Genomic DNA, 22,111 nt, shown 5'->3' with positions numbered 1-22,111 from the left:
TACTCGGCTTTCTTCCGAGAATTCTTTTGCTTTGTATTGGTAAATTTCAAAAGGAGAAATTCACCCGATCAAACGGGTTCAAATTTGAATTACAGACTTAAAACAAATATTTAAATACTCAAAAAATGGCAAATTATTTCAACACACTCCCATTGCGTTTACAATTGGAACAATTGGGAACCTGCGAATTCATGGATAAATCTGAATTTGCTGATGGTGTTAAAAAACTGGAAGGTAAAAAAATTGTCATCGTAGGTTGCGGTGCTCAAGGTTTAAACCAAGGATTGAACATGCGCGACAGCGGATTGGATATCTCTTACACATTGCGTGAAGCCGCCATTAAAGAAAAACGTCAATCGTTTCTAAACGCTTCTGAAAACGGATTCAAAGTAGGTACTTACGAAGAAATGATCCCTACTGCTGACCTGGTAATCAACCTGACTCCGGATAAACAACACACTGCCGTAATTAGCGCTGTGATGCCATTGATGAAAAAAGGTGCTGCGTTGTCTTACTCTCACGGGTTCAACATCGTTGAAGAAGGCATGCAAATCCGTAAAGACCTCACAGTTGTGATGGTTGCTCCAAAATCTCCGGGTTCTGAAGTACGCGAAGAATACAAACGTGGATTCGGTGTTCCTACGCTGATCGCTGTTCACCCTGAAAATGACCCGAACGGTGATGGTTTGGAAATCGCTAAAGCGTATTGTGTTGGTACTGGTGGCGACCGCGCCGGCGTGTTGCGTTCATCTTTTGTAGCTGAAGTAAAATCAGACTTAATGGGTGAGCAAACTATCCTGTGTGGTTTGTTGCAAACAGGTTCAATCTTGTCTTTCGACAAAATGATTGAAAAAGGTATCGAGCCCGGATATGCTTCTAAACTGATCCAATACGGATGGGAAGTAATCACCGAAGCGTTGAAACATGGTGGTATCACCAATATGATGGATCGCTTATCGAACCCTGCAAAAATTAAAGCTTTCGAATTGTCTGAAGAATTGAAACGCATCATGCGTCCCTTGTTCCAAAAACACATGGATGACATCATGAGCGGTGAGTTCTCTAGCACCATGATGGCTGACTGGGCAAACGACGATAAAAACCTGTTGACCTGGCGTGCTGCTACCGGCGAAACTGCTTTCGAAAAAACACCTGCAGGTGATGTTGAAATTAGCGAACAAGAGTTCTTCGACAATGGTGTATTGATGGTTGCTTTCGTAAAATCAGGTGTTGAATTAGCTTTCGAAACAATGACTGAAGCTGGTATCAAAGAAGAATCAGCTTACTATGAGTCTCTGCACGAAACTCCGCTGATCGCGAATACAATTGCCCGCAAAAAACTGTTCGAAATGAACCGTGTAATTTCTGATACTGCCGAGTACGGTTGCTACCTGTTCGACCACGCATGTAAGCCATTGCTGACTGATTTCATGAAGACCATCGAAACTGATGTGATTGGCGAAACTTATGGCGAAGGTTCTGACAACGGCGTTGACAACAAACAACTGATCGCGGTAAACGAAATCATCCGTTTCCACCCGGTTGAATTGATTGGCTACGAATTGCGCGAATCAATGACTGCGATGAAGAAAATTGTCTAAGCAATTTTAAGATATTCTGCAAAGCCTGCCCAACCTTGTGTTTGGCAGGCTTTTTCTATTTTAGATGGAAGTTATCCTTTGAATTCCCTATTTTTGCTATAGTATCAGAACAATTTAACCCCAGCCTATGATCAACTGGTTCCTATCCCTCACCCCCATCATGCAAGCCTTGATGGCGACACTTTTCACCTGGTTTATAACCGCTTTGGGTGCCGCGCTTGTTTTTTTCTTTAAAGAAATCAACCGAAAAGTATTGGACGGTATGCTAGGTTTTGCTGCCGGCGTGATGATTGCCGCCAGTTTCTGGTCACTATTGAGTCCTGCCATTGAAATGACAGAGAATACCGGCGGCATTGCGTGGATTCCTGCCGTTATTGGATTTTTGGGCGGAGGACTTTTTCTTTACCTCACTGACCAGTTTCTACCTCACCTCCACTTAGGATTTCCAACTGAAGAAGCCGAAGGGGTTTCTACTTCCTGGAGACGAAGTGTCTTGCTGGTTCTTGCTATTACACTGCATAACATTCCCGAAGGATTAGCTGTTGGAGTCGCCTTTGGAGCAATCGCAGCCGATTTACCTTCAGCATCTACTGCCGGAGCGATCGCACTGGCAATTGGTATTGGGATACAAAATTTTCCGGAAGGTGCAGCCGTTTCCGTTCCCTTACGCCGAGAAGGTTTCAGTCGCCGAAAAGCATTTATGTACGGACAAGCTTCGGGTATTGTTGAACCTATTGCCGGAGTTATTGGAGCTGGCGCAGTCATTATCATGCAACCAATCCTGCCGTATGCATTGTCGTTTGCTGCCGGTGCCATGATTTATGTCGTTGTCGAGGAACTAATTCCGGAGTCCCAATTGGAAAAAAACACAGATATCGCTACGATCGGGACCATGTTGGGCTTTGCAGTCATGATGATGCTGGATGTAGCACTTGGCTAAACTGACTTTCCAATTCCTGCATTAACAACATATTGTCATTCTACGTAAAAAGGATTAACATTAAATAATCCTTTAAAATAGACGCATTATGAATCATTTAATTGTTGGAACATGGAAACTCAAATCCTTTGAGATCCATCTAAAAAACGGGGAAATCAGCTATCCATTTGGCGAGGATGCGACTGGATTAGTAGTTTATGCAGATACGGGATATTTCTCCGTTCAATATATGCCAAAAGAACAAGGATCAGGTGACCTGAGGGGCATCTCCTACTTCGGCAAATTTGAATACAACCGCGAAAAAGATTATATCATTCATCATGTTGAAGGCTCATTGTTCCCAAACAATGAAGGACTCGACAAATTACGCTATGCCCAGGTCCGTGGCAAAAAACTAACATTGACCTGTCCGCCGGTATGCTGGGACGATGGAAGTGCCACATCGGTAACCATCGAATTCGAGAAGCAGGAAGAAATCCCAAGGTTGAGCGTTACCCAAACCCTGCCAAGTCATTCGTATTAAAAGCAAAATGGCAATAGCATCATAAGCAGGATGAGCGATACCGCTCATCCTGCTTTTGCATCAATCTGCCGAGAAACAAAAAAATAATACTTGAACTCAACTGAATCTCTTTTCCAGCAACTTAATCAAACAAAATTAACGGATTGACAGAATTTCCTTCCATTTCATATTACAAAGGATACTTTTGTCTGAAATATACGATCCCATGTCAAGCAATTCGTCCTTTATTTGACAAACAACCAAGCGCCTAAATTATTGTCCAATAAGCAATTTGAATCTTTTCCTTAAAGATCGTAAAATAAAAAGGGCAAAAATTTTCAGTTTAAAATATATTTGTGATATTTGCAGGAAATCTACACAAAAGATGACAAAAATTAGCACCATTTCTATTCTCGGTATTCTACTCGGTATTCTACTCTGGATGCGCGATTGAGAATGGTATGGATGTAATTTAAATATAAAAGATAACATAGAGCCATTCTCAGCAGAGAGTGGCTTTTTTGATGTGTATAAGAAAGTAACAGTATATAAAAACAAATCATTTCATCATGAGCGACAGATTGTACATTTTTGACACCACTTTACGAGACGGAGAACAAGTTCCGGGGTGTCAGTTAAACACAGTTGAGAAGATTGAAGTGGCCAAAGCATTGGAGGAATTAGGCGTAGACGTGATTGAAGCCGGATTCCCGATTTCCAGCCCTGGTGATTTCAAATCAGTAGTCGAAATTTCAAAAGCGGTTACCTGGCCAACTATTTGTGCCCTAACCCGTGCGGTAGAAAAAGACATTGATGTTGCAGCTGAAGCCCTCAAATACGCCAAGAAAGGTCGTATTCACACTGGTATTGGAACATCGTTTTACCACATTCACCACAAACTCAACTCGAATCCTGATGAAATCCTTGAGCGTGCAGTTCGTGCAGTTAAATACGCTAAAAAATACGTTGAAGATGTCGAGTTCTATGCTGAAGATGCCGGTCGTACAGACAATGAATACCTAGCCCGTGTAGTTGAAGCAGTCATCAAAGCCGGAGCAACAGTTGTGAATATTCCTGATACAACGGGCTATACAATGCCTTACGAGTTTGGGGAGAAAATTAAATACCTGATTGATAATGTTCGCGGGGTTGAAAATGCAATCATTTCGACACACTGCCACAACGACTTGGGTATGGCGACTGCAAACACCATTTCAGGTATTATCAACGGAGCCCGTCAGGCCGAAGTAACCATCAACGGTATTGGCGAACGTGCCGGCAACACTTCTCTGGAAGAAGTCGTAATGACATTGAAGAGCCGTTATAAAGTGTTGGGAATTGACACCAACATCAATACGAAAAATATTTACAAAACCAGCCGTATGGTTTCAAACCTAATGAACATGCCGGTACAGCCAAACAAAGCAATTGTTGGCCGTAACGCCTTTGCTCACTCATCGGGTATCCATCAGGATGGCGTGTTGAAAAACCGCGAGAACTACGAGATTATTGATCCGACTGAAGTAGGAATCAACGAATCGTCAATCGTATTGACTGCCCGTAGTGGACGTGCTGCATTGAAGCACCGTTTGGAAATATTGGGCTACGAACTGACTAAAGAACAATTGGAAGATGTATATACGAAGTTCCTGGACTTGGCCGACAAGAAAAAAGACATTCGCGATGACGATGTTGCCATGTTGGTTGACGATGCCGAGAAAAAAGAACGCCGCATTAAACTGGACTTCCTGCAAGTTGTAACCGGAAAAACATTGCAGCCAATGGCTTCGGTTCGCTTGGATATCGCCGGCGAGAAATTCGACGCAACAGCTTCGGGCAACGGACCGGTTGATGCCGCAATTCGGGCGGTGAAACAAATTGTGAAGCGCCAGGTAATTCTCGAAGAATTCCTGATTCAGGCAATCACAAGAGGAAGCGACGATGTTGGTAAAGTTCACATGGAGCTTGAATATGACAACGTAAAATATTACGGTTTTGGTGTCAATACCGATATTATTACCGCTTCTGTCGAAGCTTTCCTGGATGCCATCAACAAAATGAAGGTTTAATCAACCTTGGTTTATTTATAGTTAGAATAACGTCAAATAAAAACTTAATACTCTCAAATGTCGGATTTAAAAATCCGGTCAGGAAGAAAAAATAATTTTATGGAAGCTAAAACATTATTTGATAAGATTTGGGACGCACACGTAGTGAAACAAGTCGAAGGAGGTCCCAATGTATTGTATATCGATCGTCACTTTATTCATGAAGTAACGAGCCCTGTAGCCTTTTTGGGATTAAAAACCCGCGGACTGAAAGTTTTCCGTCCGGATCAAACAACTGCAACACCCGACCACAACGTTCCAACCATCGATCAGAACCTGAGCATCAAAGATGAGTTGTCACGCAACCAGGTTGAGATGTTGAAGAAAAACTGCGAAGAAAGTGGAATCACCCACTACGGTTTAGGAAGCGATGGCCATGGTGTGGTTCACATCATCGGACCTGAAATGGGATTGACTCAACCGGGGATGACTATTGTTTGTGGTGACAGCCACACATCTACACACGGTGCTTTCGGCGCTATCGCTTTCGGTATCGGAACAAGCGAGGTTGAAATGGTATTGGCCAGCCAATGTATTATGCAGCCAAAACCAAAGAAAATGCGCATCACAGTAAACGGTACGTTAGGAAAAGGCGTAACCGCAAAAGATATCGCCCTTTACATTATCTCTCAAATCACAACCAGTGGTGGTACAGGTCACTTTATCGAATATGCAGGCCCTGCAATCACTAGTCTGAGCATGGAAGGCCGTATGACATTGTGTAACCTGAGTATTGAAAGTGGAGCCCGTGGTGGTATGATCGCTCCGGACGAAACAACAATCAACTATGTAAAAGGCCGCAAATTTGCTCCTCAAGGCGAAGCTTGGGACAAAGCAGTCGCATACTGGGAAACATTGATATCTGATGAAGGTGCTCAATTCGACACTGAATATACCTTTGATGCTGCTGACATTGAACCAATGATCACCTATGGAACAAACCCTGGAATGGGATTGGGTGTAAGCCAAACAATTCCGACAGGAAGCGATATGGAAGGAACAGATAAAGCAACCTTCCTGAAATCGTTGAAATACATGGATTTCAACCCTGGCGATGCCATGAAGGGTAAGAAAGTGGACTTTGTGTTCCTTGGAAGTTGTACCAACGGCCGTATTGAAGATTTCCGCGCTTTTGCTGATTTTGTCAAAGGAAAACAAAAAGCGGAAGATATTACAGTTTGGTTGGTTCCGGGCTCAAAAGCTGTTGAATCACAAATCATCGCTGAAGGATTGGATAAAATCTTCGAAGCAGCCGGAATGGCTTTACGTCAACCAGGATGTTCAGCTTGTTTGGCCATGAATGATGACAAAATTCCGGAAGGTAAATACGCTGTATCAACGTCGAACCGTAACTTCGAAGGCCGTCAGGGACCTGGAGCCCGCACACTGCTGGCTAGCCCGCTGACAGCTGCCGCAGCTGCAGTAACAGGAGTAATTGCTGACCCTCGCGATTTTTTATAGGTCTTTAGAATTTGAAGAAAACAGCTTTCTAATTCTAATCATCTGATAGTCTAACATTCAAAAATAAAAATATGGCTTACGATAAATTTTCAAAAATAGTATCTCCGGCTGTACCACTGCCGATTGAAAATGTGGATACTGACCAGATTATTCCGGCTCGCTTCCTGAAAGCAGTTGAACGCAAAGGGTTCGGTGACAATTTGTTCCGCGACTGGCGTTACGACAAGAGCAATCAGCCAATCGCCGACTTTCCGTTGAACGATGGTAAGTACACCGGTAAAATCCTGGTTGGTGCAAAAAACTTTGGTAGCGGATCAAGCCGCGAACACGCGGCTTGGGCCATCTACGATTATGGATTCCGCGTTGTTGTTTCCAGCTTTTTCGCTGATATTTTTAAAGGAAATGCTATTAACAACGGATTGCTTCCGGTTGTTGTCAGTCCGGCATTCCTTGAGAAGATCTTTGCTGCAATTGAAGCAGATCCAACGGCTGAATTCGAAGTCGACCTGCCAAGCCAGTCGTTCACAATCAAAGCGACAGGCGAGTCAGAAGAATTCGACATCAACCCATACAAAAAACACTGCCTGCAAAACGGGCTTGACGATATCGACTATCTCGTCAGTTTAAAAGATGAGATCGCAGCATTTGAAAAATAATGCCGCAAAAGCAGAGATTCGTCCGAAAAGATTGCGACGATCTCTGCTTTTCTTTTCCTGATTAGCCGTAGGCACGCTAATCGGAATTATACGTTAATTGAAGGCTTAAAGGAAAAAATAAAACACATGACGGTAAAATCAGTCGCAGTAGCGGAGCGTCAACTTCAGATCATGGACACCACATTGCGCGATGGTGAACAGACTTCGGGAGTATCATTTACGGATACAGAGAAGCTCAGCGTAGCTAAGGTGCTGCTGGAAGATGTGAAAGTTGACCGGATTGAAATTGCCTCAGCAAGAGTTTCTGAAGGCGAATTTGCAGCTGCCCGGCGCATCATGGAATGGGCAGCAGAAAAAGGCCACCTCAGCCAGGTCGAAATCCTGGGTTTTGTAGATGGCAAAACCTCTTTGGACTGGATCAACCGAGCCGGAGGAAAAGTACTCAACCTGTTGTGTAAGGGGTCTCTTAACCATGTAACACATCAATTACGCAAAACTCCGGAAGAGCATATTGCTGATATCCGAAGAACAATTGATTACGCAAAGGAATTGGGAATTGCAGTGAATGTTTACCTGGAAGACTGGTCGAACGGAATGCGCAACTCCAAGGACTATGTACACTTCATGATTTCGCACTTGAAAGAAATGGACATCAACCGGATTATGCTTCCCGATACCCTGGGAATTTTGAACCCGGATGAAACCTTTGCTTTCTGTAAGGAAATGATTGATACTTACCCTGGTGTTCAATTCGATTTTCATGCTCACAACGATTATGATCTGGCCATCGCCAACGTTTTCAACGCACTGAAAGCAGGTATCGACTGTGTGCACACAACCGTAAATGGGTTGGGTGAACGGGCCGGCAACGCGCCACTTTCGAGTGTGATTGCAACTGTGAAAGATCACATGGGCATTAAAACAAAAGTAAACGAAAGCAAGCTCAACCGAATCTCAAAAGTTGTTGAAAGCTTCTCAGGCATTCGTATCCCAACCAATAAACCACTAATTGGTGAATTCGTTTTCACACAATGCAGCGGTGTGCACGCTGATGGCGACAACAAACACAAACTGTATTTTAACGACCTGCTTCCGGAACGATTCGGACGAATTCGCAGCTACGCGCTCGGAAAGACATCAGGAAAAGCCAATATCAAAGCGAACCTCGAAGATTTGGGGATTCAACTAACTCCTGATGCCCTAAAGATGGTAACCGATCGCATTATTGAGCTGGCCGATCACAAGGAAACAGTAACTGCAGAGGATCTTCCCTACATCGTTGCCGATGTGTTGCAGGAAAGCGTTGAACAACGTATTTTCATCAACAACTATGCGCTAACACACGCTATGGGCTTGCGCCCGCATGCAACTGTAAGCATCAGCATTAATGGAAAATCATACGAAGCATCCTCTTCAGGCGACGGTTTATACGACGCTTTTGTGAAAGCGATCATCAGCATTTACAAAAAACTCAAGAAACCTTTTCCAACACTGCTGGACTATTCCGTAACGATCCCTCCAGGCGGTCATACCGACGCCTTGGTTGAAACAGTTATCATTTGGGAACTGGACCGGGAATTCAAAACACGGGGATTGGCACCGGATCAAACCGCAGCCGCCATAAAAGCTACACTCCGAATGCTCAATCTGGTGGAGCACACCATGACCGAAAAAAGTTGATTAAGTAGATAATATATTTGAAACGAAGATAAAGATGAAGTTAAAATTAGCTGTTCTCCCCGGAGACGGAATCGGTCCTGAGATTGTTGATCAGGCCATGAAATCAGTGAAAGCAATCGCTGAAAAATTCAACCACGAACTGGAGTACGAATTTGCACTAACCGGTGCTACCGCCATCGATCAGGTTGGCGAACCTTACCCCGACACAACACACGAAATTTGTATGAAAGCTGATGCCGTGTTGTTCGGTGCTATCGGCGACCCAAAATTCGACAACAATCCAAAGGCGACCGTTCGTCCGGAGCAGGGATTGCTATTGATGCGCAAGAAGCTGGGGCTGTATGCTAACATTCGCCCTGTTGAAACTTTCGAATCGTTGTTGCACAAATCACCACTTCGCCGCGAGCTGGTTGAAGGTGCCGATTTTGTTGCCATTCGTGAATTAACCGGAGGTATCTATTTCGGTGAAAAAGGCCGGAAAGACGGTGGAGACACAGCCTTCGATACTTGTACTTATACACGAGTTGAAGTAGAACGCATTCTGAAACTGGCTTACGAATTTGCCATGAAACGCCGTAAAAAATTGACGGTAGTCGACAAAGCCAACGTATTGGAAAGCTCTCGCCTGTGGCGTGAAGTGGCACAGGAAATGGCACCAAGCTATCCGGAAGTAACGACCGAGTATATGTTTGTTGACAATGCTGCCATGCAAATCATTCAGTGGCCAAAAAACTTCGATGTTATGGTGACTGAAAACATGTTTGGTGATATTCTAACTGACGAAGCGAGTGTAATCACCGGCTCAATGGGCTTGCTGCCTTCTGCATCTATCGGTATTCACACTTCGGTGTTCGAACCAATTCATGGTTCATACCCACAGGCTGCCGGTAAAAATATTGCCAACCCAATTGCAACTATTTTATCAGCTGCCATGCTATTCGAATATGCTTTCGACCTGATGGAAGAAGGCAAACTTATTCGCGATGCTGTAGCCGCTTCAATGGCTGAAGGCGTAGCAACTGTCGATATCGCCGACGGTAAATCGTACAGCACCTCTGAAGTAGGTGACTGGATTGCCGAATGGATTGCTAAGAATTAATTCTTACTCCAGTCATATGATGAAAGGCTTTCCGACAGGAAGGCCTTTTTTTGTGTTTCAAATCGTATGTGGAACAGCGAAAACTTGAAGCATTTTTGCGGCTACTCAATCCTTCAATGGTAGAATTTTCAGTTTCATTTCAGGGCATTACAAAAGATGCAAAAAGAAAACTGAAGTTTTGTACCACTACCAAAGTCTCCATTTTTGAGCATAAAAAAAGCAGGGATAAACCCTGCTTCTTGTCTTAGTATACTAACGTATTTGAATCTTTGCTTTTATCGGGCAACTTTCACATTTACGGCCACCATTCCTTTGGGACCTCTTTCCATTTCATATAACACCGCATTACCTTCTTTAATTGGCTCCATCAAGTTGTTCACATGCACAAACAAACTTTCGCGGGTAACTCCATCTCGAATAAATCCAAATCCTTTACCGTCGTTGAAAAAAGTAACAGTACCTTTTCGGATTGGATCTTCTTTTAAATTAGGGTCGTCTTTGGGTACCCCAATGACAATATCTTCAACATTGATTACCGTTTTCTTATCCGGATCCGGAGGCGTATCTGAAAGCATGCCGTTTTCATCCACGTAGGCAATCATATCGTCCAGGCTACTTGGCTTGTCATTATCCTTACGCGCCAGACGTTTAGCTTCTTTTTCTTTTCTCTTTTTCTCTTTTTTGTTTCGGAGTTCTTTTTTTTGAAATGATTCTTGTGATCTACCCATATATAATTTATCGTTTTTGGCGGGCTTGGCCTGTTTTGAAGGAAGTAAGGAACTTGGTCCAATGTTTCAGGCCGGAGGCTTACGAACATCAAATGGTCTTAATCATTTGCCGTAAAACAAAACCCGGAGTTAATAATCAAAAATAACGATTCAAAAAAGAGCCAAACTACACCAATAAATTAAAGCTATCAGTACGGGTGAAAACCCATTTTCAAATCTGAAAGCACAAAGATACTGAAATATTTTCACAATTAGCCTTTTAAGTCCGAATGACAGCTAAGTTCGCCGAATTCAGGCAAAGAATGACGCAACCATAACATTGACACCTGGACTACTGAAAAACTCCTCTTTCGTAAAAATTCAATAACATGTTAGCGTAATGAACGTCCAAACCAAAGGAGAAAGACGATCGAATCAGTGTGTCTTTTTTTGGTCCGAACAGCAGATCATCAGTTCAATTCCTTATTTTTAAACGCGAAATTAAAAACCATGAAATCTCCAGCCAAAACAAATGCCTCCCGCCTACTAGACAAACAGAAAATAAGCTACGAGTTGATCGCCTACGAATTTGACGAGTCAGATTTGAGTGCCACAACGCTTGCTTCCAAAATGGGACAAAACATAAGACAGATCTTTAAAACCCTGGTGTTAAGGGGAACAAACACGGGAATCTTTGTTTGCGTGATTCCAGGTGACGAAGAAGTAGATCTTAAGAAAGCAGCAAAAGTGTCGGACAACAAAAAAGTCGAAATGGTGCCCATGAAAGAACTGCTTCCACTAACTGGCTACATCAGGGGTGGCTGCTCCCCTATTGGTATGAAAAAGGAGTACCCCGTTTTCATCCACAATTCCTGTTTGCAATTCGAATCCATCTACATCAGTGCCGGGAAAAGGGGGACACAACTCAAATTACCGCCAAAGGACTTAATCCGAATCAGCAAAGCAACTGTTACGCAATTAGCGACTGGACCAACTGATTAAGCTAAAAACAACTAGCGCCCCCATACTCCCAATCAAGAAAATCGATCGGCTATTTATATTTTTGTTTAATCTTCTTGTTTATTTCTTAAACATTTTTTTGTTTGTTTACGTTTATATACCCAAACACTAAACACAAATAAGATGGAAACAATAAAACTTAAAAAATCAAGATTGAATTTTTTCGCCACGCTCGCGATTGCTATTTTAGTAAGCTTTGTTGCTGTTAGCTGTAGCGATGACAACGACATGACAGAATTAAACACTGAACCCGGTGATATCGTTTCGGTGCTCGATCAAATCACTTCTAATCCTGACGACTTTCCGACTGACGAAACGAAGAGTGCAAGCCTCAAAGCCAAGAAGCCAAAATTTAAACATCTTCGTCAAGCTCTGGTAAAGGCAGGTCTGGTGAGCACCGTAGCCTCAAACGAGTTAACCGTTTTTGCTCCAACCGACGAAGCGTTTGAAACCTTGTTCGACAACCTGGGAATTGGAGGTATCGACGATCTGACAGCGGAACAATTGACTCCAATCCTACTGTATCACGTTGTTGGAGGAACGGTCATGTCATCCGATCTGTCGTCTGGTTATACTGAGACTGTAAATGGTTCTGCTGTGAAAGTCGATCTCTCAAGCGGAGTGTTGATTAATGATGCAAATGTGATTATCGCCGACTTGAAGGCAGCGAATGGAATCATTCACATTATTGACGCCGTGCTGTTGCCTCCGAGCATGAATATTGTTGAGACTGCAATGAGCTACGATCCGGAGTTCACGATACTCGTCCAAGCAGTCGTTAAAGCTGGACTGCAAGAAACTCTTGAAACCGGCGGCCCTTTCACCATTTTCGCTCCCACCAATGATGCCTTTGGCGACTTGCTAACTGAATTGGGTTACGCAAGCCTTGATGAAATTCCTATGGAAACATTAGTGGCTGTTCTGAAATATCATGTAGTATCGGGTCGTGTTTACAGTAGCGACTTAGTAAGTGGTCCGGTTAACACTCTAAACGGAACATTCAATATTGACACGTCAACGCTGAAAATTACCGATGCTAACTCAAGAGAATCTGGGTTAATCCCAAGCTTACTGGATGTTCAGGCAACAAACGGCGTGATCCATGTAATCGATAAAGTTTTACTACCTTAAGATAAATACGCCAAAACATCTGACAAATCGAGAAAGAGTTCTTCATTGAAGAGCTCTTTTTTAATGCTTGGCATGTAGCCTGGCCGAACTTAAATGGCAAAGTATTTGTTAGGGAATCGTTAAATCGGGTCATTACTCTTTTTTGCTAATGTGCTTCCCCGTATTTTGCATGTAAATATCTAAAAAATGTCTGATCAACACAGGTCTTTATTAACTGAGGTCAGACTTCATCAATTTCGATTTCTATGTCACCAGTGAAATTTATTACAGAGCCTTTTGATAGGTTCTTCAAACAGGAAAGTTCTTCCAGTATTTTATTACTTGGAGTTACATTGATAACATTGATCGGGGTCAATGTTGGCTTTTATGATCTCTATTATAACTTATTGCACCAAAAACTGACCTTCGGGATTGGAAATTTCACCTTATCCAAATCCTTAATCCTTTGGATCAACGATGGGTTAATGGCCATTTTCTTTTTTGTTATTGGTCTCGAGATTAAACGAGAAGTATTGGTCGGTGAATTATCGTCTGTCCGGAAAGCCAGCCTACCGGTATTTGCAGCATTCGGAGGAATGTTACTTCCCGTAGCAATTTTCCTACTTCTAAATAAAACACCCGAAACGCACCAGGGCTGGGCTATTCCCATGGCAACCGACATTGCCTTTACTTTAGGTATCCTGAAGTTGTTGGGTAAGCGTGTCCCCTATGCTTTGAAGATCTTTCTGACAGCATTCGCAATCGTCGACGACTTGGGAGCAATACTCGTTATTGCTGTTTTCTACAGTTCATCGATCGAAATCGCACTTATTATGAGTGCGCTTGGCTTGTTCGCAGTCATGCTGGTTTTAACCTACCTGGGACTTTTTAACAAATATCTGTATTTCGTCCTGAGTATCATTATCTGGATCTTATTCCTAAAGTCCGGAATCCATGCGACACTAGCCGGAGTCTTGGTTGCCTTTGCCATTCCAATCCGCAAAAACATTAAAGTCGTTCATTTCCAAGAACAGATGCAGGAAACGGTCAATGAATTCAAGAGTCTCACCGGGAAACTTCGCCCCAAGTACATCTTAACGCATGAACAGATGGGAGCAGTTAACCAGATGGACGAACTAACCGATCGGATTCAATCGCCGCTGCAGCACCTGGAAAATAAGCTACACGGCTGGGTAGCATTTGTTATTATGCCGATTTTTGCCTTTGCCAATGCCGGGGTAAAAATCGACTCATCAAGTTTTGCCAACCTTGATCTCTCGCTCATCATCGCAGCCAGCCTTATTCTCGGGAATGTGATTGGAATTAGTCTATTTTCATTCCTGGCAATTAAACTAAAGATGGCAAACCTGCCGGACAATACCAGTTTTAAACAGATAGCCATTACCGGCCTATTAGGAGGCGTTGGATTCACCATGTCTCTATTTATTACCAACCTGGCATTTGACAATCAAGCTTTCATTGATGCCTCAAAAATTGGAATTTTACTGGGATCACTCATCTCTGGAATCGGAGGATACCTCTTGTTGAAGACAACCTTAAAATAAGCAGAAAGCCGCAATTAGCGGCTTTTATTTTTTTACAGGAAATATTTCGAGGACAAAAGTCAAATATCAAACTAAAGAAAAAAGACACCGACTCCAACTACCGTTATAAAAGCGCCCAACATTTCTTTAATATTCACCTTCTCCTTAAAGATGAGTATCGCCGGAGGGATGATCAACACCGGAACAATCGCCATAATTGTCGCTGCAATGCCCGCTTTCGTATGTTGAATACTCAATAATGAAAAAGACACACCGAGGAAAGGTCCAAAAACCGATCCTAAAGTAATCCGTTTCATCGCCGATTTGTCCTTCACAGCAACCCAAATCCGACCATACCGTTTCATAAACAGCACCATCAAGCCAAATCCAACAATACCTGTCAATACGCGAATTTGAGAGGCCGCGAATGCGTCATAATCCCCCATTCCTTTTTTACTCAACACCAATCCGGTAGCTTGCCCTAAAGCACCACCAAGAGCTAACAGCACGCCCCAAACAGGATAAGCAGAAGTCAATCGTTTCCGTATTTTTTCTTCGCCGCTGATGGCCCGATTATCGCGCTTCAGAATCACCATACTAATTCCGGCAAGGGTAACGATCATGCCAACCCAATTCATGGGTGACAAAACCTCATCCAAAACAAAATAGGAAATAAAAGCAGTGAAAGGTGGAGTCATCGCCATGATAAGCATTGAAACCCGGGCACCAATAACAACAAAAGCCTGAAACAAAAGCAGATCTCCAATAACAAAGCCAATCAAGCCAGAAAGTGCCAACCACAACCAACGTTCTGTCCCGGCATCAAAGGGAAACCACATGCCCCGGCTTATCTGGGTATAGACAGCATAAATACCAAACGCGATAACCAAACGAATCAGGTTTACCGATAGTGAACCAACTTTTTTCCCGGCTGACTCAAAAGCCATACTAGTCACCGTCCAGAAAACAGCAGTTAGCAAAGCGGCAATTTCTCCAAAATAATTCATGAAAACTGGGAGATGAGATTATTAATAATTCTTTTCTAGAAGAACCAAAAGTAACAAGTTTTAGTTGACAAACATGACCGCCTAAAAACAGCATCAAAATAAAATTCAAAGACTCCCTCTTATTCAATGTGTCCACTTTACATGAAAATCAATTTTAAGTTATAATTGAGATGATGAGTCACTAACCCGTTGAATTATTTCTATTTTTAGCCTCATACCGAAACCAAGCTACTTACTGAATGCAAATGACCTGTAAAAAGTTAAGCTTAGCAACAATTACAGGCAAAAAGCAAGTGGAGCAGTCAAATCAGCTTTGTTGATTTTTTAACCTATACCATTTTTAACCATGAGATTTGAAAAATTAGTACTTGCCAGTATGGCACTGGTATTTCTATGCATTAACTGCAAATCCCCTCAACCACAAGCATCTCCACAGCGAGCTGAAAAGACAGCCTTTCAAACCAGCACATACTGGATGCCCGAGATTGATGTTCGTTCCGACATTGCCATCATCTATGGAGCGAATGATCATGCCGACATGAGCTTTTCCGAACGCCTGAACTCATGGCGGGAACACGACTACACGACACAATTCATGACCGGCATGGCCTGGGGTGACTATTTCGATTTTTACAGCGGGAAATGGGATGGCACCGATCATCAGGACATTGCCCAGTTGGAACAAGACGGCACGCGAATTATGCACGGAGAAGGCAGCCCGTATGTTGTGCCTGATTCAACTTTTATTAACTACATGAAAACGGCCATTGTAAAGAAAGTTATCGACGCCGGCATTAACACGATCTATCTTGAAGAACCTGAGTTCTGGGCACGAGCTGGCTACAGCGATCATTTCAAAAAAGCCTGGCAGAGGTACTATGGGTTCCCTTGGAAAGCTCAGGATGAGTCTGTTGAGAACACATACTTATCCAATAAGCTCAAATACCAGATGTTTTACAAAGCCATTGAAGAGGTTTCAGAATATGCCAAAAGCTATGGAAAAAGTAAAGGAATGGACATCAAAGTGTTTATTCCGACCCATTCACTTATCAACTACTCGTCATGGGAAATAGTGAGCCCGGAAGCCAGTTTGGCATCGTTGCCGGGAATTGATGGTTACATTGCCCAGGTTTGGACGGGAACGTCGAGAACACCCAATTATTTCAACGGGAAAAAAGCGGAACGCGTCTTTGAAAACGCCTTTATGGAATACGGGTGCATGGTATCGATGACTGCCCCTACAAACCGTAAAGTATTCTTACTAACCGACCCAATTGAAGATGGAGTTCGTGATTGGGCCGACTACAAAAAAAATTACGAAGCAACTTTTACGGCCAAAATACTCTACCCAACAGTTAATAACTATGAAGTGATGCCTTGGCCGGAACGCATTTATACGCGCCCATACAAATTAACCACCAGCGACTCCGCAGTACTAATTCCACGCTTCTATTCAACCCAAATGCAGGTGATGGTTAACACTCTAAACCAAATGCCTCTGTCGGAAAATAAAGTTGACGGTTCACAGGGAATAGGAGTCTTAATGTCGAACTCATTGATGTTTCAACGGTTCCCGGTTCATGCCGGCTATGAAGACCCACTTTTTTCTAACTTCTTCGGACAAGTATTCCCGTTGTTAAAACGTGGCGTTCCCGTTCAAATCGTTCACATGGAGAATCTCATTTATCCGGAAAGTTTGAAAGACATCAAAGTTTTGGTGCTGAGCTACTCCAATATGAAACCGATGGAAGCCAAAAGTCATGCACTCTTGGCTGAATGGGTGAAAAATGGAGGAACGCTAGTTTATTGCAGTAAAGACGAAGATCCGTACCAGTCGGTCATGGAATGGTGGAATACCGGAGCGAATCACTACAGCAAACCTGCAGAACATTTATTCAGCCTATTGCAGATCGATCCAACGAATTCGTCTTCTGATTTTGCAGTAGGGTCGGGTCATGTTTATATTCTCAAAAACGACCCGAAAGATTTTGTGCTAAATGAAAACGGCGATAAAAATTACCTCCAGGTAATTGCCCATGCCTTCACCGAAGCAAGCAACGAACAACTCAAATTTAAAAACCATTTCTACTTGCAACGTGGCCCGTACGATATTGTATCGGTGATGGAAGAAAGCGTTAGCAACACAAGTTTTGTAATTCAAGGTCCTGTTATCGACTTATTCGATCCGAAACTTCCAGTTCTTTCATCCAAGGAGGTTAAACCCGGAACACAGGCCTTATTATTCAATCTAAACCGGGTTGCTGACAAAAAGAAACCGGCAGTACTGGCAACAGCTGCTCGAATCTATGACGAAGAATCCGGAAGCGACTATTTGAGCTTTTCTGCCAAAAGTCCATTAAACACGACAAACAGCATGCAAATTATTTTGCCGGCCCAACCGGAACAAGTAAAACTTACCGGCGCCGATGGGACGGACATCAGCCAAACGGATTCATCTTGGGATGAGACAAGTAAAACGTACTTCCTTTCATTTGAAAATAATCCAAATGGTGTAAAAGCCCAATTGACGTGGTAGAAAGTCTCAATCAATTGTCAGGATTTGCGAACTGCCTTAAAAATGAATGTAATTGCTAAAAAAACGCACTTTATAATTATCTTTACCGCATACTCTGGAATTAGAATAAAACAACGATATTGTCAGCGATGGCAATGCAGAAGCAGTGAAATCAACTTCTTTTGTTACTCATGATTAAAAAGACCGCCGCACCAGCGGTCTTTTTTTGTCCCCTCCCATATTTTTAATCGTTTAATAATCATTCTGCAAAAACGGGCTTATAAGTTTAAGATCTTAAACAGAGCATCATGCCTTTCTCCTCTAAAAAGGTTTGTAAACCGGCGAGACTGATCAGGGTATTGAATTACAAATTGATTCAATCATCCAACCCGCATCAAGCAGCACTGTCGTTGACTATCGGGTTCTATTTGGGGATTTTCCCGATTTTCGGGTTCACAACAGTTCTTTGTCTGTTAGCCGGGTATATTTTCCGCTTAAATCAACCAATAACTCTACTTGTAAACATCCTGATTGCTCCCTTACAACTACTATTGGCTTTCCCCTTTTTTGTTGGTGGAAATTTTCTTTTCAGTGAGCTATCGAGCATACAACTCACCATGAACTTTGATGAACTGCTTCAGTTTCTAAAGACCGATTGCATGGGCTATCTCATCCAATACGGGATTCGAAGTATGAGTAATTGGTCTGTTTCCGGCTTATTGACGGGAGTACCTTTCTATAAGCTCATTTTATTTCTTACTCGCAGATTTTCCGGACGAAAAAAAACCAGCATCTTTCGACACTGGTTTCACACTCATTTTTGGCAAAATGATTGACTGACTAGCAGTCATTGTATTGTTTTGGGTTTTGTTTCAATTCTTACTTTTTAGAATCATGCTCGTGCACGCCAAGTACTGAGCGACCTGACGGGTCAGCATTGTTTTGGAATGAAGCATCCCAAGCCAAAGCTTCAGCAGTACTACAAGCAATCGACGGTACCGAAGGTACACATGCAGCTGCCTGATCTGAAGGGAAATGCTCTGCAAAAATTGAGCGATACAAATATTCTTCTTTTGAGCGCGGTGTGTTTACCGGGAAACGGAAATGAGCATTATTCATCATATCGTCCGAAACATTGTCGATTGCGATTTGCTTCAGGGTATCAATCCATCCGTAACCTACGCCATCAGAGAATTGTTCTTTTTGACGCCATGCAACGCTTTCTGGCAACATATCTTCGAATGCTTTACGCACGATGTGTTTTTCAATTTTACCGTTTCCGGCCATCTTATCAACCGGATTCAATCGCATGGCTACATCCATAAATTCTTTGTCGAGGAAAGGCACACGTCCTTCAACTCCCCAGGCAGCCAACGATTTATTGGCACGCAAGCAATCGTACAAGTTCAACTTGCTAATTTTTCGCAATGTCTCTTTGTGGAACTCCTCAGCATTTGGAGCCTTGTGGAAATACAAATAACCACCGAAAATTTCATCAGCACCTTCACCTGTCAGTACCATCTTAATCCCCATTGATTTAATAACCCGGGAAAGCAGGTACATCGGCGTTGCCGCCCGAATAGTCGTTACATCGTATGTTTCAATGTGATAAATTACATCACGAATAGCATCCAACCCCTCTTGGATTGTATAGTGAATTTCGTGGTGAATAGTACCAATAAAATCAGCTACTTTACGAGCAGCAGCCAAGTCAGGGCTACCGTCGAGACCAATTACAAAAGAGTGTAATTGTGGCCACCAGGCTTCTTTAGTACCTTCTGATTCAACGCGTGTTCCTGAGAATTTTTTAGCTAAAGCTGAAGTAATAGAAGAATCCAACCCACCAGACAGCAACACGCCGTAAGGAACATCAGACATTAGCTGACGTTGAACGGCAGCTTCCATTGCATCGTGCAGTTCGTCTATACTGGTCGTGTTGTTCTTCACATTTTCGAAATCCATCCAATCACGATTCCACCAGCGTTTTACTTCACCATCTGAACTTAATAAATAGTGTGCAGGAGGGAATTCCTCAATCTTTGTACAATATCCTTCCAAAGCCTTCAGCTCAGAAGCAACGTAAAACTGCCCTTTTGCATCCCATCCCATATATAACGGAATGATACCGATATGGTCGCGACCAACCAGGTAAAGGTCTTTTTCAACATCGTACAAAACGAAACCGAAAATACCATTCAGGTCATCCAGAAAGTCAACTCCTTTTTCCTGATAAAGGGCCAGAATTACTTCGCAGTCGGAACCAGTTTGGTATTCGTATTTATCTTTGGTTTTTTCTCTGATTTCACGGTGATTATAGATTTCACCATTAACTCCGAGAATTAACTTTTTATCTTTACTGTATAAAGGCTGACCACCAGATTCGGGGTCAACAATTGACAAACGTTCATGAGCAATAATTGCTTTGTCTCCGCAATATATTCCTGACCAATCCGGTCCACGGTGTCTTAATCTTTTTGATTGTTGTAAAACTTGAGATCTCAGCTCCTGAGCATCAGTTTTTAAGTCGAATACTCCTACAATTCCACACATAATGCCAAAAATTTATTGTGTTATAAAGTCTTTCAAATTTGAACCGACAAAAATAATCGATTTGTCTTACAAACAAAACATACGCTGACATTTTTCCACCGATGCAAATTCATTTCAAACAAATATTCGAAAACACAGATGTTTACATTTCAAAATGAAATAAGAATTATTCAAAACACCCCCTTTATGTCAGTAGTCAGTTCGAAAATTGATCTTTTTTTTTCTTACTCCCCCACACTCCAGTGGGGTATACGCGCAAAATATATCTTTTTCACAGGATCAGCATACAAAGTTCATTTAAAAGTTTTAAACGCAAAAAAAAAGCAGTTTAAAATTAAACTGCTTTAAAATATCTCGCATTATCATTCTTACACGTTAAATCGGAAATGCATAATATCGCCATCCTGAACGACATACTCTTTTCCTTCGACAGCCATTTTACCTGCTTCTTTACAAGCTTGCTCCGACCCCAGAGTCACAAAATCATGGTACTTAATCACTTCAGCACGAATAAAACCTTTTTCAAAATCAGAGTGAATTACTCCGGCAGCCTGCGGCGCTTTGAATCCACGATGATAAGTCCAGGCACGAACTTCTTTGACTCCTGCAGTAAAGTAGGTTTCCAATTGCAACAATTTGTAAGCTGTTTTAATCAGTTTGTTTACACCTGACTCTGTTAAGCCCAAATCTTCTAGGAACATTTGTCTTTCGTCGTAGCTTTCCAACTCAGCAATATCTGCTTCGGTTGCTGCTGCGATAACAAGCAATTCGGCATTTTCATCTTTGACAGCTTCTTTGACAGCATCAACATAGGCATTTCCATCAATAACCGAAGCCTCGTCAACATTGCAAACATACAGAATGGGCTTATTCGTTAGCAATTGCAGGTCTTTAGCCAATTTCACATCCAAATCGTCAATTTCAACGGTACGAGCCGATTTCCCTTGCACTAACGCATCCCGGTATGTATACAGAATATTAACCATGCGCTTAGCCTCCCGGTCATTTCCTGTTTTTGCCTGCTTCTCCACTTTTTGCAAACGGGCTTCAACTGTTTCCAGATCTTTCAATTGTAACTCAATATCAATGGTTTCTTTGTCACGAACCGGATCAATGGTCAAATCGACATGGGAGATATTGTCATTATCGAAGCAGCGCAACACATGGATAATCGCATCAGTCTCGCGGATATTTCCAAGGAACTTATTTCCTAAACCTTCACCTTTACTCGCACCACGCACCAATCCGGCAATATCGACGATCTCAACAGTTGTTGGAACAATCCGTTCGGGCTTTACAAATTCAGATAATTTAGTCAGTCGTTCATCCGGAACGGTAATTACTCCCACATTTGGTTCGATTGTGCAAAAGGGAAAGTTTGCAGACTGCGCTTTGGCGTTCGACAAACAATTAAACAAAGTTGACTTCCCGACGTTTGGAAGCCCTACAATACCACACTTTAATGCCATTCTATTAAGTTCTAAAAATTGCGCTGCAAAGTTAAACCTTTTTCCCTATTTTTGACTATAGCATGGTATCGGACGAAAGCATATTACAATGTTTGCATGAATTAAGCATTCCCTTGTCGCGTTCCTATCTGTTATTATATGT

17 protein-coding genes are annotated in these 22,111 nt (G+C 42.5%); 13 read left to right on the top strand and 4 right to left on the bottom strand.

Annotation, left to right across the window (positions count from 1 at the left end; all coding sequences use genetic code 11):
• The first annotated feature begins 125 nt into the window (after positions 1-125).
• From ilvC to leuB, 8 genes are all read left to right on the top strand, one after another.
• A complete protein-coding gene (gene ilvC, locus GJV22_RS18380) occupies positions 126-1,601 on the top strand; it encodes a ketol-acid reductoisomerase (protein ID WP_163717347.1) in 1,476 nt (491 codons plus the stop codon).
• 127 nt (positions 1,602-1,728) lie between these two features.
• Entirely contained in the window at positions 1,729-2,541 is an 813-nt protein-coding gene (locus GJV22_RS18375; RefSeq protein WP_205461947.1) for a ZIP family metal transporter, read from the top strand.
• A gap of 88 nt (positions 2,542-2,629) precedes the next feature.
• A complete protein-coding gene (locus tag GJV22_RS18370) occupies positions 2,630-3,064 on the top strand; it encodes a lipocalin-like domain-containing protein (RefSeq protein WP_163717345.1) in 435 nt (144 codons plus the stop codon).
• Between the two features lie 548 nt (positions 3,065-3,612).
• Positions 3,613-5,112 (top strand): 2-isopropylmalate synthase, encoded by a 1,500-nt coding sequence (locus GJV22_RS18365; protein WP_163717343.1) that lies wholly within the window; start codon positions 3,613-3,615, stop codon positions 5,110-5,112.
• A gap of 99 nt (positions 5,113-5,211) precedes the next feature.
• A complete protein-coding gene (gene leuC, locus GJV22_RS18360; protein WP_163717341.1) occupies positions 5,212-6,612 on the top strand; it encodes a 3-isopropylmalate dehydratase large subunit in 1,401 nt (466 codons plus the stop codon).
• A gap of 71 nt (positions 6,613-6,683) precedes the next feature.
• On the top strand, positions 6,684-7,268 hold the full coding sequence (gene leuD / locus GJV22_RS18355) for a 3-isopropylmalate dehydratase small subunit (RefSeq protein ID WP_163717339.1): 585 nt from the start codon (positions 6,684-6,686) through the stop codon (positions 7,266-7,268).
• A gap of 126 nt (positions 7,269-7,394) precedes the next feature.
• Positions 7,395-8,948 (top strand): alpha-isopropylmalate synthase regulatory domain-containing protein, encoded by a 1,554-nt coding sequence (locus tag GJV22_RS18350; protein ID WP_205461946.1) that lies wholly within the window; start codon positions 7,395-7,397, stop codon positions 8,946-8,948.
• A gap of 34 nt (positions 8,949-8,982) precedes the next feature.
• Positions 8,983-10,047, top strand: coding sequence for a 3-isopropylmalate dehydrogenase (leuB, locus tag GJV22_RS18345; RefSeq protein WP_163717337.1), 1,065 nt, complete (start codon positions 8,983-8,985; stop codon positions 10,045-10,047).
• A 275-nt stretch (positions 10,048-10,322) separates the two neighbouring features.
• On the opposite strand, the gene GJV22_RS18340 is transcribed toward leuB, so the two are convergent.
• Positions 10,323-10,775 carry a cold-shock protein gene (locus GJV22_RS18340; RefSeq protein ID WP_163717335.1) on the bottom strand — a complete coding sequence of 151 codons (453 nt, stop codon included), beginning with the start codon at positions 10,773-10,775 and terminating at the stop codon, positions 10,323-10,325.
• Positions 10,776-11,264: 489 nt separating this feature from the next.
• Between GJV22_RS18340 and ybaK the strand changes: the two genes are divergently transcribed.
• The 3 genes from ybaK to nhaA all read left to right on the top strand — a co-directional run bounded on the left by ybaK (position 11,265) and on the right by nhaA (position 14,449).
• Positions 11,265-11,756 (top strand): Cys-tRNA(Pro) deacylase, encoded by a 492-nt coding sequence (ybaK, locus tag GJV22_RS18335; RefSeq protein ID WP_163717333.1) that lies wholly within the window; start codon positions 11,265-11,267, stop codon positions 11,754-11,756.
• Positions 11,757-11,897: 141 nt separating this feature from the next.
• A complete protein-coding gene (locus tag GJV22_RS18330; RefSeq protein ID WP_163717331.1) occupies positions 11,898-12,905 on the top strand; it encodes a fasciclin domain-containing protein in 1,008 nt (335 codons plus the stop codon).
• A gap of 245 nt (positions 12,906-13,150) precedes the next feature.
• On the top strand, positions 13,151-14,449 hold the full coding sequence (gene nhaA, locus GJV22_RS18325) for a Na+/H+ antiporter NhaA (RefSeq protein WP_163717329.1): 1,299 nt from the start codon (positions 13,151-13,153) through the stop codon (positions 14,447-14,449).
• 71 nt (positions 14,450-14,520) lie between these two features.
• On the opposite strand, the gene GJV22_RS18320 is transcribed toward nhaA, so the two are convergent.
• On the bottom strand, positions 14,521-15,435 hold the full coding sequence (locus tag GJV22_RS18320; RefSeq protein ID WP_163717327.1) for a DMT family transporter: 915 nt from the start codon (positions 15,433-15,435) through the stop codon (positions 14,521-14,523).
• A gap of 346 nt (positions 15,436-15,781) precedes the next feature.
• Between GJV22_RS18320 and GJV22_RS18315 the strand changes: the two genes are divergently transcribed.
• On the top strand, positions 15,782-17,971 hold the full coding sequence (locus GJV22_RS18315; protein ID WP_205461945.1) for a hypothetical protein: 2,190 nt from the start codon (positions 15,782-15,784) through the stop codon (positions 17,969-17,971).
• A 287-nt stretch (positions 17,972-18,258) separates the two neighbouring features.
• On the top strand, positions 18,259-18,786 hold the full coding sequence (locus GJV22_RS22450; protein ID WP_163717325.1) for a DUF2062 domain-containing protein: 528 nt from the start codon (positions 18,259-18,261) through the stop codon (positions 18,784-18,786).
• 43 nt (positions 18,787-18,829) lie between these two features.
• Here GJV22_RS22450 and asnB read toward each other — a convergent pair whose 3' ends face one another.
• Positions 18,830-20,500: an asparagine synthase B gene (gene asnB / locus GJV22_RS18305; protein ID WP_163717322.1), complete on the bottom strand. Its 1,671-nt coding sequence runs from the start codon at positions 20,498-20,500 to the stop codon at positions 18,830-18,832.
• A 368-nt stretch (positions 20,501-20,868) separates the two neighbouring features.
• A complete protein-coding gene (gene ychF, locus GJV22_RS18300) occupies positions 20,869-21,969 on the bottom strand; it encodes a redox-regulated ATPase YchF (RefSeq protein ID WP_163717320.1) in 1,101 nt (366 codons plus the stop codon).
• Between the last annotated feature and the right edge of the window lie 142 nt (positions 21,970-22,111).

This window comes from Mangrovibacterium lignilyticum (assembly GCF_010882175.1).
GTDB lineage: Bacteria > Bacteroidota > Bacteroidia > Bacteroidales > Prolixibacteraceae > Mangrovibacterium > Mangrovibacterium lignilyticum.
This window is presented reverse-complemented; position numbering and strand designations above follow the sequence as displayed.